We start from the raw sequence: 23,933 nt of genomic DNA, 5'->3' as shown, positions 1-23,933 counted from the left end.
CGCGGGCGGCTTTGCGTTATCTCCGGCTTCCTGCCGGAGCCTCATTGAAGCGATCGCCGAAAAGTCGTACACGCCGCTGGACGGATTGTTATCTCCGGCTTCCTGCCGGAGCCTCATTGAAGCGGCCCACATAACAGCCTTAGCCGCCCCGGCGCTGGGTTATCTCCGGCTTCCTGCCGGAGCCTCATTGAAGCGGTCTCTCGGTTTCGCTATTGGTGCAGTTCGTGAAGCTGTTATCTCCGGCTTCCTGCCGGAGCCTCATTGAAGCGCTGGATTGGAGAGAGGCAAAAACGGGTCCGGCAAGTTATCTCCGGCTTCCTGCCGGAGCCTCATTGAAGCGGTGAACATGGCTTATTCTCCTTCGCTTGCCCAGGATGTTATCTCCGGCTTCCTGCCGGAGCCTCATTGAAGCTTTTATTGATTCATTTTTTCTTACGCCCCGTAGGAGTTATCTCCGGCTTCCTGCCGGAGCCTCATTGAAGCCGTTCAGCTCCCGGTTCTCTTCGATTTTCTCGAACGGTTATCTCCGGCTTCCTGCCGGAGCCTCATTGAAGCGGTCTCTCGGTTTCGCTATTGGTGCAGTTCGTGAAGCTGTTATCTCCGGCTTCCTGCCGGAGCCTCATTGAAGCTCACACTGGCCTACCTTGTCGGCGCTTATATCTTCGTTATCTCCGGCTTCCTGCCGGAGCCTCATTGAAGCTCACACTGGCCTACCTTGTCGGCGCTTATATCTTCGTTATCTCCGGCTTCCTGCCGGAGCCTCATTGAAGCAATGAATCGGCCTGCCGGTCGGCGCTGCGGACGCCGATCAGTTATCTCCGGCTTCCTGCCGGAGCCTCATTGAAGCAGATTGGGCGGGATAGCTTTCTTCTTTGGTTTTACGTTATCTCCGGCTTCCTGCCGGAGCCTCATTGAAGCGATCGAGACCCGGCTATTGCAGCCTACAGCGAAGGGGTTATCTCCGGCTTCCTGCCGGAGCCTCATTGAAGCTCACTTGTTGCAGGGATATCGGCCCGAACGATTCAATATGGCGGGACAGTTCGCGGGTGTACTCGTTGTAAATCGCCTTGAACTTCGATTCCGCCGATTGGGTATTATCCTGCCCGTCGAATTTCGGCGCGAGAATCCGGTCCACGCTGTCAATCATCAGACCCGGCTGATTCTCAAGATAATGGGTGAGCTTCTGATTGGCCAATACGGTCAACGCAATCCGCTGCTGTTTCTTCGCGGCTTCGGCTTTCAAGGCTTCCGCCGCCCCCTTGGCCGCTTCCTGGAGCCGCTGCGCTTCGGTCATTTGCAGATATTTCTGCCTGTCCTTGTTCGCGAGTAAAATCTTTTGTTCGCGGATGCGCTGCTCGATCTTTTGCGCTTCGCCGACTTTCAGCGCTCGGCCCAGCGCTATCGAGACCGCTTGAATGCAATCCTGTCTCATGGGTTATCTCCGAAACGCATAAAGCAGGTAATTGCGGCTTGCAGGGCCGAGTCGTAGTTATTGGAGTCCTTCACGTCTTGGTCTATCTCATCCAGTAATTCGCGTAAAGTGGCGGTTGTCTCGTTGCCGTCCTCGTCGCGGTAGGTGAAAGAGTCGTCGCCGCGCGTGTCCAGCAGTTGCCGGACGGCGGCAAGGTCCGGGGCGTCTTCCGTGGTGAGTTCCCGGCGCGGTTCTTGGTTATCGATGATCCGCGCCATGACCCCTTTCACGTCTTCCGTTAAATGCACTCCGAGCGCGCCTTGAATGTCGGTATAGACCTGCTTGAGCCAGGTTTTGAGCTGCTCAAAGATGCCGCGCAAGGAATCGTTCGGGGCTTTGCCTTCGGCTAAATACGTTTCAAATCCTTTGGCGAACTGTTCGTGATAGGGGCGTTGTTCGTCCAGAGACATCCGCCGCCAGTCGTCTACCGACTTGACGCCGAACCAGTCCATCAGAGTTTGCATGTCCTTGAGTACGCCTTCCGGCGCAACGCCGGCATCGATCATGCGGCCGTAAAGATCCAGGAAATAATGGCCGGACTCGTGTAGGAAAGTCGAGGCATTGGCGGACTGGAATAATGAGATTGTTCGGCTATCCGGGGTGTAAGAACCTTTATTTTTTTGTTCCACAATGCGCAGGTTGACGTTATCACCATCCTTTGCTATTGTTGCCTGCGAAGGATCGGGGCCTATATCTTCGGAAGGGTGCTCCACGATAACGCGCTGGCGTTCCGCGTCCGTAGCCACCCCCGGTATTGAGGGGTTCCGATCCTGAACGCCTCCCTGAAAAAATTCACGTCCAGGTAATGTGTGATTGTAGTAGAGTTTCCCATCGGTATGCTCCTCCACGTTCACTTCTACCGTCACCAGCTCATCGCCTATCTTAACTTCTGCTTGAACCCAATGGTACCGCTTTATATTGGGATGCTGTTCAAGATGCGTATTATCCGCTGATCTCTTTAATTCCCCGTGTTCTAAAACGGCTTTGATAACGGTAAATAACCTAAGCTTTAGTGGATTTGCACTGCTTGAAATCGCCTTCTTTAAGCCTCGCTTACTAAATTTTACTTCCCCTAAATCAACGTTTTGAACAGACTTCTCTGATAATTCGGATAAATAAAACGCCTCGGCTGCTTTCCTTAGCTGCTTAATGTCTGCGTCTAATGGGGCCAATGCGTCCGCAGGAATTTCGAGAACAGTATTCTCAGGTTGATTGAATCTCCGTTCCGGCATGGTTTTAGCCGTTATATCCGCCCCAAACTTCCGGTAAAATTCATGCGGGCTCAGGCCGGCATTCCTGGACTGGGTCAACATGACTTGCTGCATCAATCGACCGAAAGCGGAACGCTGCTCTGTGTCGTGAACTCCCGCGTTTTCGAGCCGGCGCACCACATCCTGATAGATCAACTCTCCGTGGGTATCGGCGGCTTCTTGCCGAGCCCTCAAGTAAGGATCGATTTCGTTATCTTGGGAAACGCTTTCTCCTTTCTGTGAAACGCTTTCTCCTTTCTGTGAGTCGTTCCGGGGGGCTCTTTGGGCCCTGCGGTCGATTTCACCAAACATCTCCCGCGCCTGCGCATCGTTCTCAAGCTGGCTATTCGCCCGCTCCAACATGCTTTGCAGGTCGGCCCGGTCATTGACTTTGGCCTCGGCGGCCAGTTGTTCGGCAATCTTGGCGATTTTCCGCGCCGGCGCTTTGGGGTTTTCAGAACGGGCTTGCTCAATGAAATCTTGTTTGGTGTAGCCGGAAGCGTTGGCTTGCTCGTCGAATTGCTTCAGTTTGAATTCCAGATCGGCCTTTTCGTATTCGAGCCGCTGCCGGTCTTCACGGGTCAGCCGGTTACCGGCCATCACCAGTAGGTCGGCATCGGCGGCTTCCCGTACCGGATCTGGAATGAACCGGGAGGAATCGACACGGGCCGTCACTTCCTCGCCGTTTTCCAGCGCGGTCAAGGAATCGCGAAGGGCGCTGTAATGGGCGTTGGCGGCGGCCGCATCGGTCGGGAGTCCTGGTGCGCTGTCGTCGATCCTGCGGGCTTCGTTTAGGGTTAAAGCAGCATCGACTTCCGACGGTCTGGCGGAAAAATGCGCCCATGCGCCGAATCCGAACCCCATGATCCCGGCAATAGTCCGTGATGTCCCAAGGTGCGCACGATACTGATCCGCTTCTTCCTGATATCAGGCATTCTCCAGCACTTTGATTCGGGCCTGCATGTCTACTTCGTTAAATAACAGATTGCTTGCAGCGCCTGTCAACAGTCTCTGTATCGTGGCGAGAATCAAACTCAAGCTATTTTATTGGGACAGGCCGGTGAGAAATTAGCAAACGATGCGCCGCATTACGCTAATTTTTCACATTCGATAGACCGGTATGGGATTAACCATATCAAGAAAAATCACGGGAACTCGGCATCGGAAAACCCAAGAGGACAGCAGGCCATTACTGACGCGGATATCGCTCGGATTCCAGATATCGTGAGGGATTACGACGGTATCAGGTTTGATCTTTTAGATTCTTACGGTAGGCCTACAGTAGCCTATACGAAAGCATTCGGAGATGGAGTACTCTTGTCTATCGAAAGCGTTAGGAATAAACGCAAGGATTTAGCGGCTCTATCGATGAGGAAGTATCCCACCACGACCGATGCTCAGCGTGTTCTGGAACACGTTGCCGACGGTCCCAACGTCCGAAACGATGGCGGGCATAAAACTACAATAGACCAAACGCCGGAAGAATTCAATTAGCTAAAACAAAACAGCAATATAATCAGAACGATAACGCGGTCACACGACAACGTCTCTGGTAAAAGACGGTGATTGATCGCTGAATTACTATGCAGGCGCTTTATATATGGAGGAGAAAAAGTCTACGCCAAAAATGAAAAAGCCCTAGACGAGGCTAGGGCTTTTAACCTGGGGACAGATGGCAACAATCGCCGTGGTCGCAGTACCAGATCACAGGCCAGTTTATTGGCCAGAGAAGATCTTGTCAAACAATACGGTGATTCTTTTTTATCAAAACGCCAAGGGTAACTACGCCCCGGATGGCCACACAATCTCCTTGTTCCAAGCCGCCAATATCTCAACTTTTCCGAACGAGTCCGGACATTATTTCCTTGACCCGGACAGTTACCGGACAGTTCGCCAAAGGGTTTGAAACCTGTCTGGCCGAAGGCAACGCCCCGAACCAATCCTTACTCGATATTTTCGAGTAGTTAAAAGCCCGCTATCTCGGGCTTCACACCGAAGCCTCATATGCTTCCACCCCGCAGGCAAGCAAAAACTCCCACCCCACTCCATCCCTCTCGAGGCGGCGGCAACCGCCGCCCCGTCACAATATCAACTAAAACAGCAAATCCGCCGCCACGGCCGCATGATCGGAAAACCACAGCCCTTTGGGCACAGTTTTGTCAAAAGGCTTGTTGCCGATCAGCCGTACGTTTCTGGCTGCCTCGGGCTCGTCGGCGGAAAAAATCATGTCGATCCGTTCATACAGGTTGGATCGGCGATTCTTCAAGTCCTCAACCTGGCAGCAGGTATAACCGGGCGGATTGCCGGGCTTCAGGTCCCAGACGTCGATATATTCGGCACTCAGTTGATGATAAGGCGTGATGATGCCGTTGGTAAGGTCGTCCGACTGATCCGGCGAGGAATTGATGTCGCCGAGCAGGAGCACGGATCGATTCAACGGCGCGTTCAGGCTGATGGATTGGATCAGTTCGTAAGCCTGCGAGGCCTGATAGTAGGTGAAGAGCGGATCGCCGACGTCTTCTCCCTTCACTTCCAGATGGGTGTTGAAAATTCGGTAATTCCTGCCGGCGACCGTGGCGTCGACAGCGATATAACCTCTTTCGATCGCCAACGGCCCCAAGGGTGTCTCGGCTTCGGCGACGACCTGATAATTGCAGCCGTCGACCGACGGCTTCGCGCATCCGGACAAGTCGGCGGAGCGGGCGGGAATGCCGTCCCGAACCAGAATCGCATCCCGGTCCACGGCCACCAGAAAGGCGTCCACGCCGTTGATATTGAAAGCGATGCCCGGAACACCGGCAATATTGATCTTTTCCAGATCCAGATTCTTGACCAAGGCGGCTGTTTTGAACCGGGCGCCTTGATGGTTCAGCGCCTTCAAGGTCAATTCCAGATGGTCCACGAAGGCATTGGCGATCAGCGGATCTTCACAGCCGGTGGCGGGGTTGAAATCGAAGTCGGTGCAGCTTAACTGCCAGACTTCCTGCAAGGCCAGAATGTCCGGCGAGCGCCGGGCTATCGCTTCGGCCTGCGCGAAAACCCTCAAGCGGAAATCGGTCTCTGCGACCTGCGCCAGGACCCCGACCAGATTCGTATTGAACGTTTCGCTGTCCGGTGCGGACAGGATCGGCGTCAAATCGGCTCCCAGGTACTGGTTCAGCGTCATGACATTGATTTTGTTTCCGGCCGATGCCGACAAAGCGCCCGAGATCAAGACGACGCAGACAAACCCTCGAAATAACGTTTTCATTGTTTTTCTCCCCAAGGTTAAAGTTAATTTGCCCATCGATTAAGGCAATGATGTCGCCGAGAATGCCTCCTTATTTTATTGTGGTTGGTCAGTTAAAGCCGGCTTGGCCCAATCGCTTGACGTACTCTAGCACTTGGCCTGAATCCGGGCAATGAGTTGAAATGCACCGCGCCGTTTGTTCTTTTCCCCACCGGATATGAATCGAATCTTGATAAAAGACGGCATTCCCTATATACGGCCTTGATTTACCTAAGGCTTTCTAAAATTTGACGGCTGGCATGAAATTGGCTTGATAAAAAATCAAACCTTCTGTTGCCTTGATTGCGTAGGGCGAAGCTGAATTTATTTCACATCCGTTTAAACTTTTCGACGAATGTTTGTCTAATAAACCGACTGTCGGTTTTGGCGATAACAACCGACGGACGGACCCTATACAATAACCGATGCGATTGCCGATCGGCGATCGCAACAATAACAGAAGAAGTTGATCATTATCCGCGCGGGCACGCCGCCTCCGAGATTATTCGGGAAGCCGGCCTGCGTTTCATGAGGATATTCGACCAGGGGGACTGATGAACAGTGAAACCTTAATTGCCGAGGAATTACTGCCGCTAATCGTCTATTTTGCCGCGGTGCTCGCCGTGGCCGGCATCATGCTGGGCGGCGCATACGTCCTGGGGCAGAGGCACCGTGCCAAAGCCGCGGACGAAACCTTCGAATCGGGCATCGTCGCCACCGGCGACGTCCACATCCATTTCTCCATCCCCTTCTATCTGATGGCCATCTTTTTCGTGATTTTCGACATGGAGTCCGTGTTTCTGTTTGCCTGGGCGGTGGCCTTTCGCGAATCGGGCTGGGCGGGCTTCATCGAAGCCGCGATCTTTATCGGCATACTGTTGATCTCGCTGATTTATCTTTGGGCTTCGGGCGCTCTCGACTGGCGCACCCGCCGGCAGCGGCGAGCCGAAGCGGAATACCGGAGGTGAACGATGCGCTGGAATCTGACCCAAGCCGAGCATTCCGAGGCTCCCAAACCCGGAAATCAATCCTATGAAGAAGCGGTGCGCCGCAATTTTTTCCTGGCCAAACTGGAAGACATGGTGGCCTGGGGACAGGCTCACTCGGTATGGCCTTTCAACTTCGGGCTCTCGTGCTGTTACGTGGAAATGGCAACCGCTTTTACCAGCCGCCACGACATCGCCCGCTTCGGTTCCGAAGTCATCCGGGGCACGCCCCGCCAGGCCGACCTGATCGTCATTTCAGGCACCGTTTTCCTCAAGATGGCTCCGGTCATCCGGCGCCTGTACGACCAGTTGCTCGAGCCGCGCTGGGTCATCTCGATGGGTTCCTGCGCCAACTCGGGCGGCATGTACGACATCTACAGCGTAGTGCAGGGCGTGGACAAGTTTCTGCCGGTAGACGTGTACGTACCGGGTTGTCCGCCGCGCCCCGAAGCGCTGCTGCAAGGCTTGATGCTGCTTCAGCAAGCCATCGGCGAGGAAAGGCGCCCTCTGAGCTGGGTGGTCGGCGATCAGGGCGTGATCAAGGCGGAAAAAATCAGCCAGCGCGATTTGCTGACCGAAGAACGGATGCGCGTCACGCAATTGAGGGACCCCGATCATGTGTAAACGGTCGCACGGCTAAACCGGAGACAGGCGATGAACAGCAGTTCCACGACAATCGACCAAGCCCACGAGCTGCCCCTCGTTGCCTTGGAACTGTCGAACCGGTTCGGCGGCGACGGCCTTACCTTTCAGGCTACCGCCGATCGCATCCCCACGCTATGGATCGGCAAAGAGATTCTCCGCAGCGTTCTCGCCTTTCTAAAGCACGAAATCAAACCCGGTTACGCTCTGCTGTTCGATCTGACCGCGGTCGACGAACGGGTGCGCATTCATCGTCAGGGGCTGCCGGCCGCCGCCTTTACCGTGATTTATCACTTGCTCTCGTTCGAACGCAACGAAGACGTCCGCATCAAGGTAGCCCTGCCCGAACAGGCGCTGTTCCTGCCCACCGTCAGCGATCTCTGGCCTGCCGCCAATTGGTACGAGCGCGAGGTATGGGACATGTTCGGCATTGTCTTCGAAGGCCATCCCAATCTTCGGCGCATCCTGTTGCCGCCGACCTGGACCGGCCATGCGCTGCGCAAGGATCATCCGGCGCGCGCGACGGAAATGCCGCCGTTCAGCCTGTCCGACGAGCGCGAGGACCGGGAGCAGGAAGCGCTGCGCTTCGTGCCGGAAGAATGGGGCATGCAGCGGCACAGCGACGACAGCGAATTTCTGTTTCTGAATCTCGGACCCAACCATCCGAGCGCGCACGGCGTGTTCCGCATCGCCTTGCAACTGGACAGCGAGGAGATCGTCGATGCCGTACCCGACATCGGCTACCATCACCGCGGCGCAGAAAAGATGGGCGAGCGCCAGTCCTGGCATACCTACATTCCCTACACCGACCGGGTCGATTACCTGGGCGGCTCGATGAACAATTTGCCGTACGTGATGGCGGTGGAGCGGCTGGCCGGCATTGCCGTCCCCGAGCGCGCTCAGGTCATCCGCGTCATGGTGGCCGAATTCTACCGCCTCGCCAGCCACCTGCTGTTCTACGGCACTTTCGCCCAGGATATCGGCCAGATGTCGCCGATCTTTTACATGTTCATCGATCGCGAAAAAGTCTTCGACATCATGGAATCGATCAGCGGCGCGCGCATGCATTCGAGCTATTTCCGTATCGGCGGAGTCGCGCTGGATTTGCCTGAAGGCTGGGACAGGCTCGTGCGCGAATTCGTCGATTATCTGCCGGCGAGGCTCGACCAGTACGATAAAATGGTCATGCAAAACGGCACGATCAAGCGCCGCACTCAAGGGATCGGACGCTACACGACCGCCGAAGCGATCGACTGGAGCGCGACCGGCGCGGGCCTGCGCGCGACCGGCCTGGCCTGGGATTACCGCAAGGCGCGGCCTTATTCGGGCTATGAAAATTACGATTTCGAGATTCCCGTCGGCCGGCACGGCGACTGTTACGACCGCTGCGCCGTGCGCGTCGAGGAAATGCGGCAAAGCGTCCGCATCATCAAGCAATGCTTGAACAACATGCCTTCAGGCCCCTACAAGGCCGACCATCCGTTGACCACGCCGCCCCCCAAAGCACGGACAATGCACGACATTGAAACCTTGATCGATCATTTTCTCAACGTCAGTTGGGGGCCGGTAATTCCGGCGGGAGAAGCCTGCGTCACGATCGAAGCGACCAAGGGGCTCAACGGTTATTACCTGACCAGCGACGGCAGCACGATGTCCTACCGTACGCGCATACGCACCCCGTCCTTTCCGCATCTGCAAATGATTCCGCAGATGTGCCGGGGCATGATGATTCCCGATCTGGTCGCGATCCTGGCCAGCATCGATTTCGTCATGGCCGACGTGGACCGCTGACATGAACGAACGAATGTCCGCCCTAAGCGCCGCCGAGACCGAAGAGATCAGGGCCGTGCTGTCTCATTATCCGGATCCCGCGGCCGCCGCCATCGATGCCTTAAAAATCGTGCAGAAACACCGGCGCTGGGTTTCCGATGAATCGCTCGTCGCCGTGGCCGAACTCCTGAACGTGGCGCCGGCGCAACTGGAAGCCGTGGCGACCTTTTACAACCTGATCTATCGGCAACCGGTGGGCAAAACGGTCATCCATTATTGCAACAGCGTCAGTTGCTGGATCATGGGCGCCGACCGAATCCGGGAGCGCCTGTGCCACAGGTTGCGGATCGAACCGGGAGAAACCACGGCGGACGGCGAATACACGCTGCTGCCGATCGTCTGCCTGGGCGCCTGCGATCACGCTCCGGCCCTGCTGATGGGTGAAAAGCTGATACCCGACGCCACGGACGACCTTATCGACCGGATCCTGGACAGGTGACTCATGGAAAACAGAAACAAGCCTCTGACTCAGAACATCCGGCCGGACCGGGCCTTCGCGACGCTGGCCGACTACGAACGCACCGGTGGTTACCAGGGCCTGCGCAAGGTGCTGAAGGAAATACAGCCGAAAGAAGTGCAGCAGCGGGTCAAGGACGCAGGACTTCGAGGGCGTGGGGGAGCCGGATTCTCGACCGGACTCAAATGGAGTCTGGTTCCTCTGGACGACGGCCAGCCCCATTACCTGATCGCCAACGCCGACGAAATGGAACCCGGTACGTTCAAGGACCGGCTCTTGCTGGAAAAAGACCCGCACCAATTGCTCGAAGGCATGATCATCGCCGCCTATGCGATTCAGGCACGGACGGCCTACATTTTCTTGCGCGCCGAATATCATCTGGCCGCGCAGCGGCTGGGCCAGGCCTTGGCGGAAGCTCGGGCCAAAGGCTATCTGGGCGAGCGCATCCTGGACTCGGATTTCAGCCTGGACATTCATCTCCACACCAGCGCCGGCCGTTACATCTGCGGCGAGGAAACGGCGCTGATCAATGCGCTGGAAGGCAGGCGCGCCCATCCCCGCACCAAGCCTCCTTTTTCCGTGGTCAGCGGGCTCTGGGGCAAGCCCACCGTGGTCAATAATGTCGAAACCCTGTGCAACGTGCCGCACATCTTCCGTTACGGAGTCGAATGGTATCGACAGCTCGGGCGCGGTTCCGACCGGGGCACCAAGCTGTTCGGAGCCAGCGGCCGGGTCAGGCGTCCCGGCCTTTGGGAATTGCCTATCGGAACGCCCGTCAGGGAAATCATCGAAGAATACGCCGGCGGCATGAAGACGGGATTCTCGCTTCGGGCTTTTCTGCCCGGCGGCGCCTCGACCGATTTTCTGCTGCCCGAGCACCTCGACGTCGCCATGGATTACGAAGCCGTGGCCAAGGCCGGCAGCCGTCTGGGCACCGGCACTCTCATTATCCTCGACGACAAGACCTGCCCGGTGCAAATGGTGCTGAACCTCGAACAGTTCTTTGCCCAGGAATCGTGCGGCTGGTGCACGCCGTGCCGGGACGGGCTGCCCTGGACGGTCACCCTGCTGCAGGACCTCATCGAGGGCCGGGGCCGCATGGAGGACCTCGCCACGCTGTCGAGCCTGACGCGCATGATGGGGCTCGGCAATACGTTTTGCGCATTGGCTCCGGGAGCGATGGAGCCTTTGCAAAGCGCCCTGAAATTTTTTCGAGAAGACTTCGAACGCTACATCACCGCTGCCGGGAGGGGCTGATGGTTACTATCGACATCGACGGCGTGCAGTATCGGGTCAAGGAGGGCGAAAGCCTGCTGCCGACCTGCCTCGAACTGGGGCTGGATCTGCCGTATTTTTGCTGGCATCCGGCGCTGGGCTCGGTCGGCGCCTGCCGGCAGTGCGCGGTCGTACAGTACCGGGATCCGGCAGACAACCGAGGGCGCCTCGTGATGGCCTGCATGACTCCGGTGACGGACGGGCTCCGCGTCTCGCTTCAGGCCGAAGCGGCACGGCAGTTCCGCCGGGACAACATCGAGCTGCTGATGATCAACCATCCGCACGATTGCCCGGTGTGCGAAGAAGGCGGCGAATGCCACTTGCAGGACATGACGCTGATGTCCGGTCATACCGTGCGCCGTTACCGCGGTAGGAAGCGCACCCATAAAAACCAGTATCTGGGGCCTTTCATCAATCATGAAATGAACCGTTGCATCGCCTGTTACCGCTGCGTGCGTTTTTACGACGACTACGCCGGAGGCCGCGATCTCCAGGTCTTCGGCATACACAACAACGTCTATTTCGGGCGTTTCGAAGACGGCGCGCTGGAAAACGAATTCAGCGGCAATCTGGCCGAAGTCTGTCCCACCGGCGTTTTCACCGACCGGACGTTCAGCGCGCATTACACGCGAAAATGGGACCTGCAGACGGCGCCTTCGGTCTGCGTGCACTGCGGCCTGGGCTGCAATACGGCGCCCGGCGAACGCTACGGCGAGCTCAGACGAATCGTCAACCGTTATAACGGCGAGATCAACGGCTATTTTCTCTGCGACCGCGGCCGCTTCGGCTACGGCTTCGTCAACAGTCCCGAACGCATTCTCCAGCCGCGCCTCTACGGCCGGCCCGACCTGACTACTGAAGCGGCCGAGCAGCATTTTCGAAGCTGGCTGAACGGCGGCGCGATCGGCATCGGCTCGCCGCGCGCTTCGCTCGAAGCCAATTTTGCCTTGCGCAGCCGAGTCGGCCAGGAAAACTTCTATCTCGGCCTGGACGACGCCGAACATTCGCTGCTCGAAGCCATCGCCGATCTTTTGCGCGAAGGCGGCATTCGGTCGCCTTCCTTGCGCGAGACCGAGCAGTCCGATGCGGTGTTGATCCTAGGCGAAGACCTCACCCACAGCGCTCCCCGTCTGGCGTTATCGCTGCGCCAGGCGGTGCGCAATGCCGCCTTCGACCGGGCCAGAAGCGTGAACATACCGCCCTGGCTCGACAAGCCGGTCCGCGAACAGCAGATCGACTATCGCAGCCCTTTGTATGTCGCCAGCGTTTGCGCGACGTCTCTGGACGATGCCGCCGAGGCCGTTTACCGGGGCGCTCCGGAAGACGTCGCCCGGCTGGGCTTCGCCGTCGCGCACCAGATCGATCCCAGGGCGCCGGCACCCGCCGATCTGTCCGAGGCCATGCAGGCCCTGGCTGAAAGAATCGGCAAGAGCCTGAGCCAGGCGCAACGGCCGCTGGTGGTATCGGGCACGGCCTGCCATAGCCTTGCGGTCATTGAGGCCGCCTACAACGTAGCCAAGGCCTTGCCGGCAAAAGACACAGGCCTGGTGTTCACGGTACCCGAATGCAACAGCCTGGGTCTGGTCTTGATGGGTGGAAAAAGGCTGCGCCATGCGTTCGAACGGATACGGGAAGCCGGCCATGTGATTATTCTCGAAAACGATCTCTATCGACGCGCTCCGAAGGAAGAAGTCGATGCCTTTTTACAGGCTGGGCAGCAAGTGGCGGTCATCGACTGTTTGAGCAGCATGACGTCGGAAAAAGCCGCGCTGGTGCTGCCGGCCGCCACTTTCGCCGAATCCGACGGCACACTTGTCAACAGCGAGGGCAGGGCGCAGCGCTTCTTCCAGATCTACCCGGCGCCGGAGCCGGTGCGCAGCAGTTGGCAATGGCTGTCCTCCGGCAGAAAAGACCTGAGTTTCGATACCCTGACCGCCGCCTGCGCCGAAACCTTTCCGGAACTGGCCGCGATCATCCGGGCAGCCCCCGGCGCGGACTTTACCGTCGACGGCATGAAGATTCCGCGCCAGCCCCACCGCTACAGCGGCCGCACCGCGATGCGGGCTCACGTCAAAGTCAGCGAATCGCAACGCCCGGCCGATCCGGAAACTCCGTTCGCCTTCTCGATGGAAGGCGCAACCGCCGACGTGCCGGCGGCGCTGGAACCGGTCGTCTGGGCGCCCGGCTGGAACTCCAACCAGGCCGTCAACAAGTTTCAGGACGAAATCGGCGGGCATTTGCGCGGCGGCGATTACGGCGTCCGGCTGATCGAAGCGGCCGGCGGCGGCGACTGGTTCCGGGAAATTCCCGAACCTTTCAAGCCGGAAAGCGGTCGATGGCGCCTCCTGTTGCTGCCGCATATTTTCGGCAGCGAGGAGTTGAGCCGGCGGTCGCCGCCGATCGGCGAGCGCGCGCCGAACCCCGGCGTTCTCCTGAGCCGGACCGACGCCGAAACGCTGGGCATAGCCCCCGGCGATAGGATCGAAATGCACAGTGTTTCGGACGCTTCGGTACTTGTTTTGCCGGTGCGCATCGAGCCGGCGTTTCCTGAAGGATGCGTGGGGCTCACGGCCGGCTTGCCGGAAACTTTGGGATTCCGTCCTTTCGAAAAGGTGACATTGAAGAAAAATACAGAGGAGGCATCGCGATGAATACGGGTCTGGGCGGAGCGCTGGACATCGTCGGCATTCTGCTGTCGGTAATCTTCGTGGCGGCGCTGCTGATCTGGGTGGAACGGCGCCTGCTGGCGATCTGGCAGGACCGGCTCGGACCCAATCGAGTTGGTCCTTTCGGTTTGCTTCAGGTCGTTGCCGACATGATCAAGATGTTTTTCAAGGAAGACTGGATTCCGCCTTTTGCCGACCAACTTGTATTCGTGCTGGCGCCCACGATCGTCTTCATCACCATGCTCACCGGCTTTGCCGTGATCCCGTTTGCGCCGGGCGTCGGCATCATCGATTTCAATTTCGGCCTCCTTTATTTTCTGGCGCTGACTTCGCTGTCGGTCTATAGCGTCGTGCTGGCGGGCTATGCTTCCAACAATAAATATTCGCTGCTCGGCAGTCTGCGCGCCGCCGCCCAGACCGTCAGCTACGAGGTGTTCATGGGCATTTCGGTCATGGGCGTGGTGATGCTGTCCGGGACGTTCAATCTGCGCGAGATCGTCGAAGCCCAACAAGGCGGCTGGTTCATCCTGCCCCAGTTTTTGGGCTTCCTCGTGTTCCTGGTCGCGGCCGTAGCCGAAAGCCGCCGCGGCCCGTTCGATCTGCCCGAAGCCGAGCAGGAGCTGATCGCCGGCTTCCATACCGAATATTCGGGCATGAAATTCGGCATGTTTTTCGTCGGCGAATATCTCGGCGTTACCCTGACTTCTGCCGTCATCGTGACCCTGTTCTTCGGCGGCTGGCTGGGACCGGCCTGGCTGCCGCCGCTGGTCTGGTTCTGTCTGAAAACCGCCGTCGGCATCGTATTTTTCATATTGATCAGAGGCGCGCTGCCCCGCCCACGCTACGACCAATTGATGGCCTTCGGCTGGAAAGTCATGCTGCCGGTGGCGCTGTTGAATCTGCTCGCTACCGGCGCGGTGGTGCTGGCCGCAACCTGAAGGAGAAACCATGTTCAGCCAATTGCGCACCTTGTGGGAAGTCTTGAAGCATACCTTCACCAAGCCCGATACGGTACCCTATCCGGACCGGAAGCCGGCGCTGTTTCCCCGCTACCGGGGGCGCATCGTGCTGACTCGCGATCCGGACGGCGAGGAGCGCTGCGTCGCCTGCAATCTTTGCGCCGTGGCGTGCCCGGTGGACTGCATTGCGCTGCAGAAAGCCGAAGACGAAAACGGGCGCTGGTATCCGTCTTTCTTCCGGATCAATTTTTCTCGCTGCATCCTGTGCGGTTTCTGCGAGGAAGCCTGCCCCACCTACGCGATTCAACTGACGCCGGATTTTGAAATGTGCGAATACGACCGGCAGAACATGGTTTACGAAAAGGAGCACCTGTTGATAAACGGCACCGGCAAGTACCACGATTACAATTTCTACCGCGTGGCCGGCATGACCGTCGGCGGCAAGGACAAAGGACAGGCCGAGAACGAAAACCCGCCGGTGGATGTAAAAACGCTGATGCCGTGAGGAGGCGCCTGTGGAATTGATCTTGTTTTACATCACCTCGGCCGTCGCCGTTTTCGCGACCGTAATGACGCTGACCGGTTTCAATGCGGTGCACAGCCTGCTGTATCTGATCCTGTCCCTGTTGTCCGTCGGAGTCATTTTCTTTTTGCTGGGAGCGCACTTCGCTGCCGTGCTGGAAGTCATCATTTATGCGGGCGCCATCATGGTGATGTTCGTTTTTGTCGTCATGATGCTCAACCAGGGCCAAAAGACGGTAGACCAGGAGCATGCATGGCTCCAGCCGCGCGCGTGGCTCGGCCCTTCCTTGCTCGGGGTCGTTTTGCTGGCGGAAATGCTGGTGATCATTTTCGGCAGCGACTCCCTGCAGACGGGTCATCGGGTCACTTCGAAAGAGGTGGGGATCGCCTTGTACGGACCCTATCTGCTGGCGGTGGAATTGGCGTCGATGCTGCTGCTCGCAGGCCTGGTCGGAGCCTATCATCTGGGCCGGACCGAGATCAAAAAAAGCAGGGGAGAGAAAAAATCATGAGCGGAATTCCGATGGAATACGGTTTGCTGCTGGCCGCCGTGCTGTTCGTGCTGGGATTGATCGGCGTGCTGGTGCGCCGGAATCTGGTTTTTATTCTGATGTCGCTCGAAATCATGCTGAACGCGACCGGCCTGGCTTTCATCGTGGCCGGATCGAGATGGGGCCAGCCGGACGGACAAATCCTGTTTTTGCTGATCCTGACGCTGGCGGCGGCCGAGGTCGGCATCGGCCTGGGCCTGGTTCTACAGATTTTCCGGCGCCTGCACACGCTGGACGCCGACGCGGTCAGCGAAATGAAAGGCTAGGAGGCACTCGCGATGACGTTGCTCTGGTTGGTACCGCTGTTCCCGTTAGCCGGATTTTTGCTTCTGGCGTTGTTCGGCAGCCGCTTTAACAAGTCCGCCGTCGCCTGGATCGGCGCCGGCTCCGTCGGCTTGTCGGCAGCCGTCTCGGCCTGGGTCGGCGCCGATTATCTGACCGGAAACGGCGAACCTTTCCGTTTGACGGTCGCATCGTGGCTGGCGGTGGACGATCTGACCGTGCCGTTTGCGCTGTATCTGGATGCGTTGTCGCTGACGATGCTCTGGGTGGTGACCGGGGTAGGCCTTTTGATTCACGTTTATTCCGCAGCCTTCATGGAAGCCGATCCCGGTTATTCCCGGTTTTTCGCCTATATGAACCTGTTCGTCTTCGCCATGCTGGTGCTCGTTTTGGCCGACAACCTGGCCGTATTGTACCTCGGCTGGGAAGGCGTCGGACTGGGCAGCTATCTTCTGATCGGCTTCTGGTATGAAAATCCGGAAAACGGGTATGCGGCGCGCAAGGCATTCGTGATGACGCGCGTGGGCGACACCTTTCTCTTGCTCGGCTTGTTGTTGCTGCTGGCCCAATTGCAAACGCTCGACGTTCCGTCGGTCATGCGGAAAGCCGAAGCTCTCTGGAAACCGGGAGAGATGTGGCCGGTCGCGGTCTCGGCGCTGCTGCTGGGCGGAGCTGTGGGCAAATCGGCGCAACTGCCGCTGCAAACCTGGCTGCCCGATGCGATGGCCGGTCCTACGCCGGTCAGCGCCCTGATCCATGCCGCCACGATGGTGACGGCCGGCGTTTATCTGATCGCCCGGACCCATCCTTTGTTTCTGATGGCGCCTTCCGTCCAGTTCGTCGTCGCGCTGATCGGAGCGGCCACCTTGCTGCTTGCCGGCTTTGCCGCGCTGGCGCAGACCGACATCAAGCGCATTCTGGCATATTCGACCATCAGCCAGATCGGCTACATGTTTCTCGCGCTGGGCGTCGGCGCCTGGTCGGCCGGCATCTTCCATCTGATGACGCATGCTTTCTTCAAGGCTTTGCTGTTCCTGGCGGCGGGTGCGGTGATCTTCGGCTTTCATCACGAGCACAACATTTTCAGGATGGGCGGCCTGCGCAAGGCCATGCCGGTCGCCTTCTGGAGTTTCGTCATCGGCAGCGCGGCCTTGTCGGGTCTGCCGTTCACGTCGGGCTATTACAGCAAGCACGAGATTCTGATGGGCGCTCTCGCCGTCTCGCCCGTCTTATGGGCGGCGGCCTGTTTCGGAGCCCTCGTGACCGGCATTTACAGTTTTCGCCTGGTCTTCGTCGCCTTTTTCGGTCCCGACCGCGCCCGTCTGGATACCGCGCTCGACTGGCGCATGCGCGGGCCGTTGCTGCTGCTGGGACTTCTGGCTTTGATCGGCGGCCTGTTGCAGATTCCGCTGGATTCGGTGTTTCCGGGCTCGATTGAAGGCGAAAGCCGGTCCGTCTGGGCTGCCTTCATCACCGTGGCCGCGCCGATTACCGGACTGCTGATCGCCTTTTTGCTTTATCTTACCGGCTGGGGGACGGAGCTGCGCCTGGCTTCGAACGAATGGCTGAAGCCGGTTCAGCAGTTCTGGTACGACGGCTGGGCGTTCGACCGGCTTTACGGCCGGTTATGGGTACGCCCGTTCAAGGCGTTGGCCGAGCTCAATAAAAACGACGTCGTCGACGCCGGCTATGCCGGGATCGTCCTTCTCGCTCGACATCTCCACCGTATCGCCGGCGCCACCCAGAACGGCCGGCTACGTCGGTACGCCGCTTCGATGGGGGTCGGGGCCGTCTTCATTCTTGCCCTGAGTTTGCTGTCATGATCCTGGTTGCGCTGATCGCCGTGCTGTTGTTGGGAGGGCTTCTGGCCTGGGGACTCGAACGCTGGCATCCGGGCGCGCCGCGCGCCGTCTCGCTGGCGGCTCTGGCCATCGAAGCGGTCCTGGTCGTCCGGCAATACAAGCTGACCGGATCCTCTCCCGATCTGGCCGCCGCCGAGTCTCCCGTCTGGCTGGCCGACTTCAAACAAGAATGGATTTCCCGTTTCGGCATCCATTTTCATCTGGCGCTGGACGGGCTGAGCCTGCTGTTGATCGCGCTGACCGTGGTGCTCGGCGTCATGGCCGTGAGCAGTTCCTGGACCGAGATCCGGCATCGCCAGGGATTTTTTTATTTCAATCTCTTGTTCTGCTTGGCCGGCACGGTGGGTGTTTTTTTGGCGGTCGATTTATTCCTGTTCTTTTTCTTCTGGGAAGTGATGATCCTGCCGATGTATTTTTTGATTACGCTCTGGGGCCATGAAAACCGTATTGTGGCCGGCATCAAATTTTTTATTTTCACTCAGGTGAGCGGTTTGCTGATGCTGCTGTCGATCGTCGCGCTGGCGCTGTTTAACCGGACGTCGGCCGGTTCTCTCAGCTTCGACTATTTCGATCTGCTCGGAGCAAGGATCGATCCTGACGCCGCCTTCTGGCTGATGCTGGGCTTTTTCATTGCGTTTACGGTCAAGCTGCCGTCGGTGCCGTTCCATACCTGGCTGCCGGATGCCCATACCCAGGCGCCCACCGGAGGCAGCGTCATCCTGGCCGGGGTCATGCTGAAAACCGGGGCTTACGGCTTGTTGCGTTTCGTCATCCCCTTGTTCCCGGAAGCGGCCGCCCAGTTCGCGCCGGTCGCCATGAGTCTGGGCGCGATCAGCGTGCTTTATGCGGCCGTGACCGCTTTCGCCCAGTCCGATCTGAAGCGTTTGATCGCCTATACCAGCATCAGCCATATGGGCTTTGTGCTGGTGGGGGCCTTTTGCTGGAATCTGGCGGCATTGCAGGGCTCGGTCGTTACGATGCTGGCTCACGGCATCAGCGCGGCGGCCCTGTTCATGATTGCCGGTGCCTTGCAGGAGCGTTTGCACACACGGGAGATGAGCCGGATGGGGGGCTTCTGGTCGGTAGCCCCGAGGCTCTCGGCCATCGCCTTATTCTTCGCCATCGCCTCGCTGGGACTGCCGGGACTCGGCAATTTCATCGGCGAATTTCTGGTGTTGGCGGGCGCCTTCAAGGTCAGTGTCGCCATCACGGCGTTAACTTCCGCGGTGCTCGTTCTGGCTCCGGTGTATGCCCTGATCGTCATTCAAAAAGTGTTTCACGGGACCTATGCCGCCACCGGTCCGCTGCCCGATTTTACTCGCCGGGAGCTGGCGGCCATGGGCATTCTCATGCTCGCCACGCTATGGCTCGGACTCCATCCGCAGCCGCTGCTGAACACGGCGGCTCCGGCTTTAATGCAGGCCGTGCAGTTTTTATCCGGATAAAGCGCCATGAACCACGATCAACTGATTGCTTTTCTGCCCTTTATTGCCCTTGCCGGTACCGTAATCACTGTGATGACGGCCATCGTCCTGAAACGCCATTTTGTTTTGGCCTGCGTCCTGGCCGCCATCGGCCTTCTGGTGACGTTAGTTACGGTGAATATGACCGCCGGCAGCTCGGCGGTTCAGGTCACTCCTCTGATCCGGATGGACGCCTACGGCTTGTTTTACATGGCGCTGCTGTTGACGTCCGGGATCGCCGTGATCGCCTTCTGTTACGACTATTTCAAAGACGGCGAAGGCGAGCGCGAAGAGCTGTTACTTCTTCTGCTGATCGCTCTTCTGGGCGGTTCGGTATTGGTGGCCAGTTGCCATTTCGCCTCGTTTTTCATCGGCCTGGAAACGCTCAGCGTGTCCCTGTTCGTGCTGATCGGTTACTCGCCGACCCGCTCCGCATCTCTGGAAGCGGCCAGCAAATACCTGATTCTGTCGGGCGTATCCTCGGCCTTTTTGCTGATGGGAATGGCGCTGATCTATGCCGAGTTGGGAGCGCTCGACTTCGACACTATCGGTTTACTGCTGGCAGGACGGCAAACGTTCAGCGCGATGGCGCTCAGCGGCGGACTATTGATCATGGCCGGACTGGGTTTTAAATTGTCGCTGGTGCCGTTCCATATGTGGACGCCGGACGTCTACGAAGGCGCGCCGGCGCCGATAACGGCCTTCGTCGCCACTGTGTCGAAAGGAGCCGTTTTCGTTCTGCTGCTGCGCTACGCCGCCCAATCCGGAAATTATCTGTCTTCCGCGGCGGTGAACGCGGCCGCGGGCCTCGCCGCGATTACCATCCTGGGCGGCAACGTCCTGGCATTGCTGCAACAAAACGTCAAACGCATACTGGCGTATTCTTCGATCGCTCACATGGGTTATCTGTTGATCGCTTTCATCGCGGTCGGCAGTCTGGCTCCGGATCTGGCCCTGGAATCGGCGGCCTTCTATCTGGTCGCTTATTTCCTGACCACGCTGGGCGCTTTCGGCGTGGTATCCATACTGGCCTCACCGGATGCGGAAGCGGTGGAATTGCCCCATTATCGCGGCCTTTTCTGGCACAGGCCCTATCTGGCGACCGCCTTGACGCTGATGCTGCTGTCGCTGGCGGGAATTCCGCTGACCGCCGGATTCATCGGCAAATTTTATATTTTTACTGCCGGCGTCGAGGGCGAGTTATGGGGATTGCTGGCGCTTCTGATCGTCGGCAGCGGCTTGGGGCTGTATTATTATCTGAGGATCGTGGTGGTCATGGCGATGGGCACGGAGGATGAGGGAAGGGCGGCGGTCCGGCCGGAAAGCAAACCCATCTCCTGCACGGCCCTCGCCGTCACCACCCTGATGGTCGTCTGGCTCGGCATTTATCCCCGCGCCCTGATTGCCTTCATTCAGACGTCGTCTTACGGAATGAAGTCCCCTCCCGGAGAGCAAGTAAACACACTGAATGAAGCCAATGCCGGGCCGAAAGAGGCGTCCCATCCTTACCACATCAGGTCGTCCGGGATCTGATAGGCGGCATACGGATCGCGGCTTTCGGTCGCCTCCTGTTTCGGCGCGTTCAGGACCATGACCGCCGCCGGACTGCGCTCCCGGATTTTTTCGGCGATTTCCACGGCGACCACCTCGTAGCGCTGCCCGGCCTTGACGATCGCCAGCCGCCCGCCGGCAATCTGCGCCCGCATCTGAGGCGGCACGAACAACTTTTTAACCTTGTTGTTGTCGGTGAAGTGATAGGCAAAGCTGTCGTCGTACCGGTCGATTTCGTTTTCATCGATAGGCATCCGGTGCTGCTGGACCAATTGTTTGATCTGGGCGGCGAGCTGCTTTTTTTCTTCCTGTTCCTGCTTGATCCTGTTGAGCTCACGATCCCGTTCCAGTTTTTCGGCTTGCGCTTTCAACGCCAGTTCCCTGGCTTCATCGACCGCCTGTTCCTTGCTGTTGCGCTGCTGCTGGTTTTGCTTGTGCTTTTCGGTTTTGGCGCTCCTGGCCTTGGCCGAGCTTACCAATCCGGCCTGCAATAATTGCTCTTGCAACGATAATTTTTTTTGGCTCATAAGTGTCTAATACTTTCATGTTGCCCCAACCGGGCTTCATTATATAGCCCCTCCGCCCAGCGTCAAAGATCAGGATGCCGGAAACCGTTCAAGTCTTTTTGGCTATCGGTTTGGGCGGGGGTACAATGAGTCAAAATAATGATCAACCGAGGTACCACACGATGACACAGAACCATCATCCCACAGACGAACAGTGGCGCGAAAAATTGACGCCCGAGCAATTCAACATCTGCCGTCTGAAAGGCACTGAGCCGCCTTTTACCGGCAAGTACGTCGACTGTAAAAAAAAGGGCACTTATCTTTGCGCGTGCTGCGGCCACCCGTTGTTCGAATCGGAGACCAAATATGATTCGGGCTCGGGCTGGCCGAGCTTCTGGGACGTCCTTTCCCAAGACAGTGTCGAAGAGCACTTCGACACCAGCCACGGCATGCGCCGGGTGGAAGTCACCTGCAAGTCCTGCGGCGCGCATCTGGGCCACGTCTTCACCGACGGTCCCGAGCCGACCGGCCTTCGTTACTGCATTAATTCCGCCTCGCTGGATTTGCAAGAGGACGCATGAGCGCACGGTTACAGGTTCAGAATTTGCTGGATTTCATCGACGCCAGCCCCAGCCCCTGGCATGCCGTGCACAGCGTCGAAGCGGAGCTGGCGCGCCACCGCTTCGTGCGGCTGGACGAAGCGGCCAAATGGCCGCTGCAACCGGAAGGCCGGTATTACGTGGTCCGCGACGATTCCTCGATCGTGCTGTTCGTCGTCGGCCGAAAGCCGTTGCCGGAAGCCGGATTCAAGATCATCGGCGCTCATACCGATTCGCCGGGCCTTCGGATCAAGCCCAACGCCGCCAATTGCAGCGAAGGCCTGGCCAGGCTTAACGTGGAAGTCTACGGCGGCCCGATTCTGGCCACTTTTTCGGACCGGGATTTGAGCCTGGCCGGACGGATTGCCTACCGCGACGAACACGGACGGATCGCCGCCCAACGGGTCCGCTTCGACGAGGTGCTGCTGCGCCTGCCGAATCTGGCCATTCACATGAATCGCACCGTCAACGAAGACGGCCTGAAGTTCAACAAGCAGACCGAATTGCCGCTGATCCTGTCGGTATTGGCCGAACAGCAACTGCCGCTGCCTTATTTTCAGTCGCTGCTGGAAGAGCTGTCCGGCATTGAAGCCGCGCATATCCTGTCGTGGGATCTGAACGTCTACGACACCCAGAAAGGCGCATTCTGGGGCGCCGAACAGGAATTTTATACCGACAGTCAGTTGGACAACCTGGCTTCGTGCCATGCCGGGCTTCAGGCCGTGCTCGACGAAACCGTATTGAGCGGCACCGACGCGACGCTGGTGTGCGCGTTTTTCGATCACGAAGAAATCGGCAGCGAAAGTCATATCGGCGCCGCCGGCAGCTTTCTGAAAGACATGCTGCGGCGCATCGGTCTGGCCACGGAGACCGACGGGGAAGACTATGCCCGAGCGCTGGCTCGAAGTTTCCTGGTCAGCGCCGACATGGCCCATGCCTATCAGCCCAATTTTCCGAACGCTTACGACCCCGATCACAAGGTCCTGGTCAACAAAGGCCCCGTGATCAAGGTCAACGCCGGCCGCCGCTACAGTTCGGAAAGCATTTCCGAAGCCCGTTTCGCTCACTGGTGCGAAGAAGCCGGGGTGCCTTATCAGAAATATTCGCATCGCAGCGATCTGCCCTGCGGCAGCACGATCGGCCCGATCGCCTCGGCGAAGCTCGGCATTCGCGCCGTCGACGTCGGCAATCCGATGTGGGCGATGCACAGCATCCGGGAAAGCGCCGGGGTCCTGGACCACGACTACCTGATCCGGGTACTGAAGCGCTTCTTCGCCGATTGATGCCGTCCGCCGCCGGGAGGCGAACCGAATTCGCCCTGCGGGACGGGTCCGCCGCTCCGTACCCGCAAGAGCCCGATTTCCAGACTTTCTGCCGCGAGGTCATAACGCATGATGATGTTTCCCGAACTCTTTCAGGTTTTTATGCTCGGCCTGTTCCTTTTTCCGCCCGTCTTTTTCATCTACAAAAAAGCCGGTCTTCATCCGGGATGGTCGGCGCTGGTCTTTCTGCCGGTATTCGGCATGCTGCTGATTTTTCTGCAGTTGGCACTGACGCCGTGGCCCGGCCGCCGCGACAAGCTGGAGCATCGGCCATGACGCTGTTTTATATTTTGCTGCCGTTCTACGTGGCGTTCTGCCTGTGGCTGGGTTTCCGCATTCTCGAAAAGGCCGGCTTCAACGGCTGGTGGACACTGGTGCTGATGGTTCCTGTCGTCAACGTCGTGATGATCTGGATATTCGCTTTCGCGCACTGGCCCGCGCTTCAGGACAATAGCCGGCAGGACCTGTAAG

At 58.4% G+C, this 23,933-nt stretch carries 23 protein-coding genes and 1 CRISPR repeat array (1 of these 24 only partly in view); of the genes, 20 read left to right on the top strand and 3 right to left on the bottom strand.

All coding sequences use genetic code 11. From position 1 onward, the window contains the following. Nucleotides 1–990: direct repeats of the CRISPR family, unit length 36 nt; unit sequence GTTATCTCCGGCTTCCTGCCGGAGCCTCATTGAAGC; it reaches 56 nt to the left of the window's first position. Nucleotides 991–1,027: 37 nt separating this feature from the next. After that, nucleotides 1,028–1,330 (top strand): hypothetical protein, encoded by a 303-nt coding sequence (locus A3OW_RS28690; protein WP_232422396.1) that lies wholly within the window; start codon nt 1,028–1,030, stop codon nt 1,328–1,330. A 98-nt stretch (nt 1,331–1,428) separates the two neighbouring features. On the opposite strand, the gene A3OW_RS0116375 is transcribed toward A3OW_RS28690, so the two are convergent. Continuing rightward, nucleotides 1,429–3,585 carry an LPD3 domain-containing protein gene (locus tag A3OW_RS0116375; RefSeq protein ID WP_020564530.1) on the bottom strand — a complete coding sequence of 719 codons (2,157 nt, stop codon included), beginning with the start codon at nt 3,583–3,585 and terminating at the stop codon, nt 1,429–1,431. Nucleotides 3,586–3,768: 183 nt separating this feature from the next. On the opposite strand from A3OW_RS0116375, the gene A3OW_RS0116370 reads away from it, so the two are divergent. Both A3OW_RS0116370 and A3OW_RS27975 read left to right on the top strand, forming a co-directional pair. Then, complete coding sequence (locus tag A3OW_RS0116370) at nt 3,769–4,215, top strand: PBECR3 domain-containing polyvalent protein (protein ID WP_020564529.1); 447 nt, start codon at nt 3,769–3,771, stop codon at nt 4,213–4,215. 72 nt (nt 4,216–4,287) lie between these two features. Next, nucleotides 4,288–4,503, top strand: a complete 216-nt coding sequence (locus A3OW_RS27975) for a hypothetical protein (protein ID WP_157385922.1) — start codon at nt 4,288–4,290, stop codon at nt 4,501–4,503. Nucleotides 4,504–4,813: 310 nt separating this feature from the next. Here A3OW_RS27975 and A3OW_RS0116365 read toward each other — a convergent pair whose 3' ends face one another. After that, nucleotides 4,814–5,971, bottom strand: a complete 1,158-nt coding sequence (locus A3OW_RS0116365; RefSeq protein WP_157385921.1) for an endonuclease/exonuclease/phosphatase family protein — start codon at nt 5,969–5,971, stop codon at nt 4,814–4,816. Nucleotides 5,972–6,543: 572 nt separating this feature from the next. On the opposite strand from A3OW_RS0116365, the gene ndhC reads away from it, so the two are divergent. The 13 genes from ndhC to A3OW_RS0116295 are packed head-to-tail and all read left to right on the top strand — an operon-like array spanning nt 6,544 to nt 21,017. Next, nucleotides 6,544–6,957 (top strand): NADH-quinone oxidoreductase subunit A, encoded by a 414-nt coding sequence (gene ndhC / locus A3OW_RS0116355; RefSeq protein ID WP_020564526.1) that lies wholly within the window; start codon nt 6,544–6,546, stop codon nt 6,955–6,957. 3 nt (nt 6,958–6,960) lie between these two features. Beyond that, nucleotides 6,961–7,599 (top strand): NuoB/complex I 20 kDa subunit family protein, encoded by a 639-nt coding sequence (locus A3OW_RS0116350; RefSeq protein ID WP_020564525.1) that lies wholly within the window; start codon nt 6,961–6,963, stop codon nt 7,597–7,599. A 30-nt stretch (nt 7,600–7,629) separates the two neighbouring features. Further along, nucleotides 7,630–9,408, top strand: coding sequence for an NADH-quinone oxidoreductase subunit C/D (nuoC, locus tag A3OW_RS0116345; RefSeq protein ID WP_020564524.1), 1,779 nt, complete (start codon nt 7,630–7,632; stop codon nt 9,406–9,408). A gap of 1 nt (nt 9,409) precedes the next feature. Further along, nucleotides 9,410–9,886, top strand: coding sequence for an NADH-quinone oxidoreductase subunit NuoE (gene nuoE, locus A3OW_RS0116340; protein ID WP_020564523.1), 477 nt, complete (start codon nt 9,410–9,412; stop codon nt 9,884–9,886). Between the two features lie 3 nt (nt 9,887–9,889). Then, nucleotides 9,890–11,161, top strand: a complete 1,272-nt coding sequence (nuoF, locus tag A3OW_RS0116335) for an NADH-quinone oxidoreductase subunit NuoF (RefSeq protein WP_020564522.1) — start codon at nt 9,890–9,892, stop codon at nt 11,159–11,161. Further along, nucleotides 11,161–13,830 (top strand): NADH-quinone oxidoreductase subunit NuoG, encoded by a 2,670-nt coding sequence (gene nuoG / locus A3OW_RS0116330; RefSeq protein ID WP_020564521.1) that lies wholly within the window; start codon nt 11,161–11,163, stop codon nt 13,828–13,830. Before nuoF ends, nuoG begins: the two co-directional genes overlap by 1 nt. After that, the gene (nuoH, locus tag A3OW_RS0116325; protein WP_020564520.1) at nt 13,827–14,783 is read left to right on the top strand and encodes an NADH-quinone oxidoreductase subunit NuoH; all 957 of its coding nucleotides are present in this window, start codon (nt 13,827–13,829) and stop codon (nt 14,781–14,783) included. The genes nuoG and nuoH overlap by 4 nt, the downstream gene beginning before the upstream one ends. Nucleotides 14,784–14,793: 10 nt before the next feature. Next, on the top strand, nt 14,794–15,309 hold the full coding sequence (gene nuoI, locus A3OW_RS0116320) for an NADH-quinone oxidoreductase subunit NuoI (RefSeq protein WP_020564519.1): 516 nt from the start codon (nt 14,794–14,796) through the stop codon (nt 15,307–15,309). A gap of 10 nt (nt 15,310–15,319) precedes the next feature. Continuing rightward, nucleotides 15,320–15,838 (top strand): NADH-quinone oxidoreductase subunit J, encoded by a 519-nt coding sequence (nuoJ, locus tag A3OW_RS0116315; protein ID WP_020564518.1) that lies wholly within the window; start codon nt 15,320–15,322, stop codon nt 15,836–15,838. Beyond that, nucleotides 15,835–16,143, top strand: coding sequence for an NADH-quinone oxidoreductase subunit NuoK (gene nuoK, locus A3OW_RS0116310; RefSeq protein WP_020564517.1), 309 nt, complete (start codon nt 15,835–15,837; stop codon nt 16,141–16,143). The genes nuoJ and nuoK overlap by 4 nt, the downstream gene beginning before the upstream one ends. A 12-nt stretch (nt 16,144–16,155) precedes the next feature. Further along, the gene (gene nuoL, locus A3OW_RS0116305; RefSeq protein WP_020564516.1) at nt 16,156–17,982 is read left to right on the top strand and encodes an NADH-quinone oxidoreductase subunit L; all 1,827 of its coding nucleotides are present in this window, start codon (nt 16,156–16,158) and stop codon (nt 17,980–17,982) included. Further along, on the top strand, nt 17,979–19,466 hold the full coding sequence (locus A3OW_RS0116300; RefSeq protein ID WP_020564515.1) for a complex I subunit 4 family protein: 1,488 nt from the start codon (nt 17,979–17,981) through the stop codon (nt 19,464–19,466). Before nuoL ends, A3OW_RS0116300 begins: the two co-directional genes overlap by 4 nt. A gap of 6 nt (nt 19,467–19,472) precedes the next feature. Further along, nucleotides 19,473–21,017 carry an NADH-quinone oxidoreductase subunit N gene (locus tag A3OW_RS0116295; protein WP_020564514.1) on the top strand — a complete coding sequence of 515 codons (1,545 nt, stop codon included), beginning with the start codon at nt 19,473–19,475 and terminating at the stop codon, nt 21,015–21,017. Here A3OW_RS0116295 and A3OW_RS0116290 read toward each other — a convergent pair. Then, complete coding sequence (locus A3OW_RS0116290) at nt 20,990–21,562, bottom strand: DUF2058 domain-containing protein (protein WP_020564513.1); 573 nt, start codon at nt 21,560–21,562, stop codon at nt 20,990–20,992. The two genes, A3OW_RS0116295 and A3OW_RS0116290, sit on opposite strands and share 28 nt — an antisense overlap. 161 nt (nt 21,563–21,723) lie before the next feature. On the opposite strand from A3OW_RS0116290, the gene msrB reads away from it, so the two are divergent. The 4 genes from msrB to A3OW_RS0116270 all read left to right on the top strand — a co-directional run bounded on the left by msrB (nt 21,724) and on the right by A3OW_RS0116270 (nt 23,932). Next, a complete protein-coding gene (gene msrB / locus A3OW_RS0116285; RefSeq protein WP_020564512.1) occupies nt 21,724–22,122 on the top strand; it encodes a peptide-methionine (R)-S-oxide reductase MsrB in 399 nt (132 codons plus the stop codon). Continuing rightward, nucleotides 22,119–23,423, top strand: coding sequence for a M18 family aminopeptidase (locus A3OW_RS0116280; RefSeq protein ID WP_020564511.1), 1,305 nt, complete (start codon nt 22,119–22,121; stop codon nt 23,421–23,423). Before msrB ends, A3OW_RS0116280 begins: the two co-directional genes overlap by 4 nt. Nucleotides 23,424–23,531: 108 nt before the next feature. Then, nucleotides 23,532–23,738: a hypothetical protein gene (locus A3OW_RS0116275; RefSeq protein ID WP_020564510.1), complete on the top strand. Its 207-nt coding sequence runs from the start codon at nt 23,532–23,534 to the stop codon at nt 23,736–23,738. Beyond that, nucleotides 23,735–23,932 (top strand): hypothetical protein, encoded by a 198-nt coding sequence (locus A3OW_RS0116270; protein ID WP_020564509.1) that lies wholly within the window; start codon nt 23,735–23,737, stop codon nt 23,930–23,932. The genes A3OW_RS0116275 and A3OW_RS0116270 overlap by 4 nt, the downstream gene beginning before the upstream one ends. Nucleotide 23,933: the final 1 nt, after the last annotated feature.

Origin of the sequence: Methylosarcina fibrata AML-C10 (assembly GCF_000372865.1) — a bacterium.
Lineage (GTDB): Bacteria > Pseudomonadota > Gammaproteobacteria > Methylococcales > Methylomonadaceae > Methylosarcina > Methylosarcina fibrata.
This window is presented reverse-complemented; position numbering and strand designations above follow the sequence as displayed.

Coding starts and splice junctions, on each gene's coding strand:
- A3OW_RS28690 (WP_232422396.1), top strand. CDS start 1,028: ATGGCGGGACAGTTCGCGGGTGTACTCGTTGTAAATCGCCTTGAACTT.
- A3OW_RS0116375 (WP_020564530.1), bottom strand. CDS start 3,585: ATGGGGTTCGGATTCGGCGCATGGGCGCATTTTTCCGCCAGACCGTCG.
- A3OW_RS0116365 (WP_157385921.1), bottom strand. CDS start 5,971: ATGAAAACGTTATTTCGAGGGTTTGTCTGCGTCGTCTTGATCTCGGGC.
- ndhC (WP_020564526.1), top strand. CDS start 6,544: ATGAACAGTGAAACCTTAATTGCCGAGGAATTACTGCCGCTAATCGTC.
- A3OW_RS0116350 (WP_020564525.1), top strand. CDS start 6,961: ATGCGCTGGAATCTGACCCAAGCCGAGCATTCCGAGGCTCCCAAACCC.
- nuoC (WP_020564524.1), top strand. CDS start 7,630: ATGAACAGCAGTTCCACGACAATCGACCAAGCCCACGAGCTGCCCCTC.
- nuoE (WP_020564523.1), top strand. CDS start 9,410: ATGAACGAACGAATGTCCGCCCTAAGCGCCGCCGAGACCGAAGAGATC.
- nuoF (WP_020564522.1), top strand. CDS start 9,890: ATGGAAAACAGAAACAAGCCTCTGACTCAGAACATCCGGCCGGACCGG.
- nuoG (WP_020564521.1), top strand. CDS start 11,161: ATGGTTACTATCGACATCGACGGCGTGCAGTATCGGGTCAAGGAGGGC.
- nuoH (WP_020564520.1), top strand. CDS start 13,827: ATGAATACGGGTCTGGGCGGAGCGCTGGACATCGTCGGCATTCTGCTG.
- nuoI (WP_020564519.1), top strand. CDS start 14,794: ATGTTCAGCCAATTGCGCACCTTGTGGGAAGTCTTGAAGCATACCTTC.
- nuoK (WP_020564517.1), top strand. CDS start 15,835: ATGAGCGGAATTCCGATGGAATACGGTTTGCTGCTGGCCGCCGTGCTG.
- nuoL (WP_020564516.1), top strand. CDS start 16,156: ATGACGTTGCTCTGGTTGGTACCGCTGTTCCCGTTAGCCGGATTTTTG.
- A3OW_RS0116300 (WP_020564515.1), top strand. CDS start 17,979: ATGATCCTGGTTGCGCTGATCGCCGTGCTGTTGTTGGGAGGGCTTCTG.
- A3OW_RS0116295 (WP_020564514.1), top strand. CDS start 19,473: ATGAACCACGATCAACTGATTGCTTTTCTGCCCTTTATTGCCCTTGCC.
- A3OW_RS0116290 (WP_020564513.1), bottom strand. CDS start 21,562: ATGAGCCAAAAAAAATTATCGTTGCAAGAGCAATTATTGCAGGCCGGA.
- msrB (WP_020564512.1), top strand. CDS start 21,724: ATGACACAGAACCATCATCCCACAGACGAACAGTGGCGCGAAAAATTG.
- A3OW_RS0116280 (WP_020564511.1), top strand. CDS start 22,119: ATGAGCGCACGGTTACAGGTTCAGAATTTGCTGGATTTCATCGACGCC.
- A3OW_RS0116275 (WP_020564510.1), top strand. CDS start 23,532: ATGATGATGTTTCCCGAACTCTTTCAGGTTTTTATGCTCGGCCTGTTC.
- A3OW_RS0116270 (WP_020564509.1), top strand. CDS start 23,735: ATGACGCTGTTTTATATTTTGCTGCCGTTCTACGTGGCGTTCTGCCTG.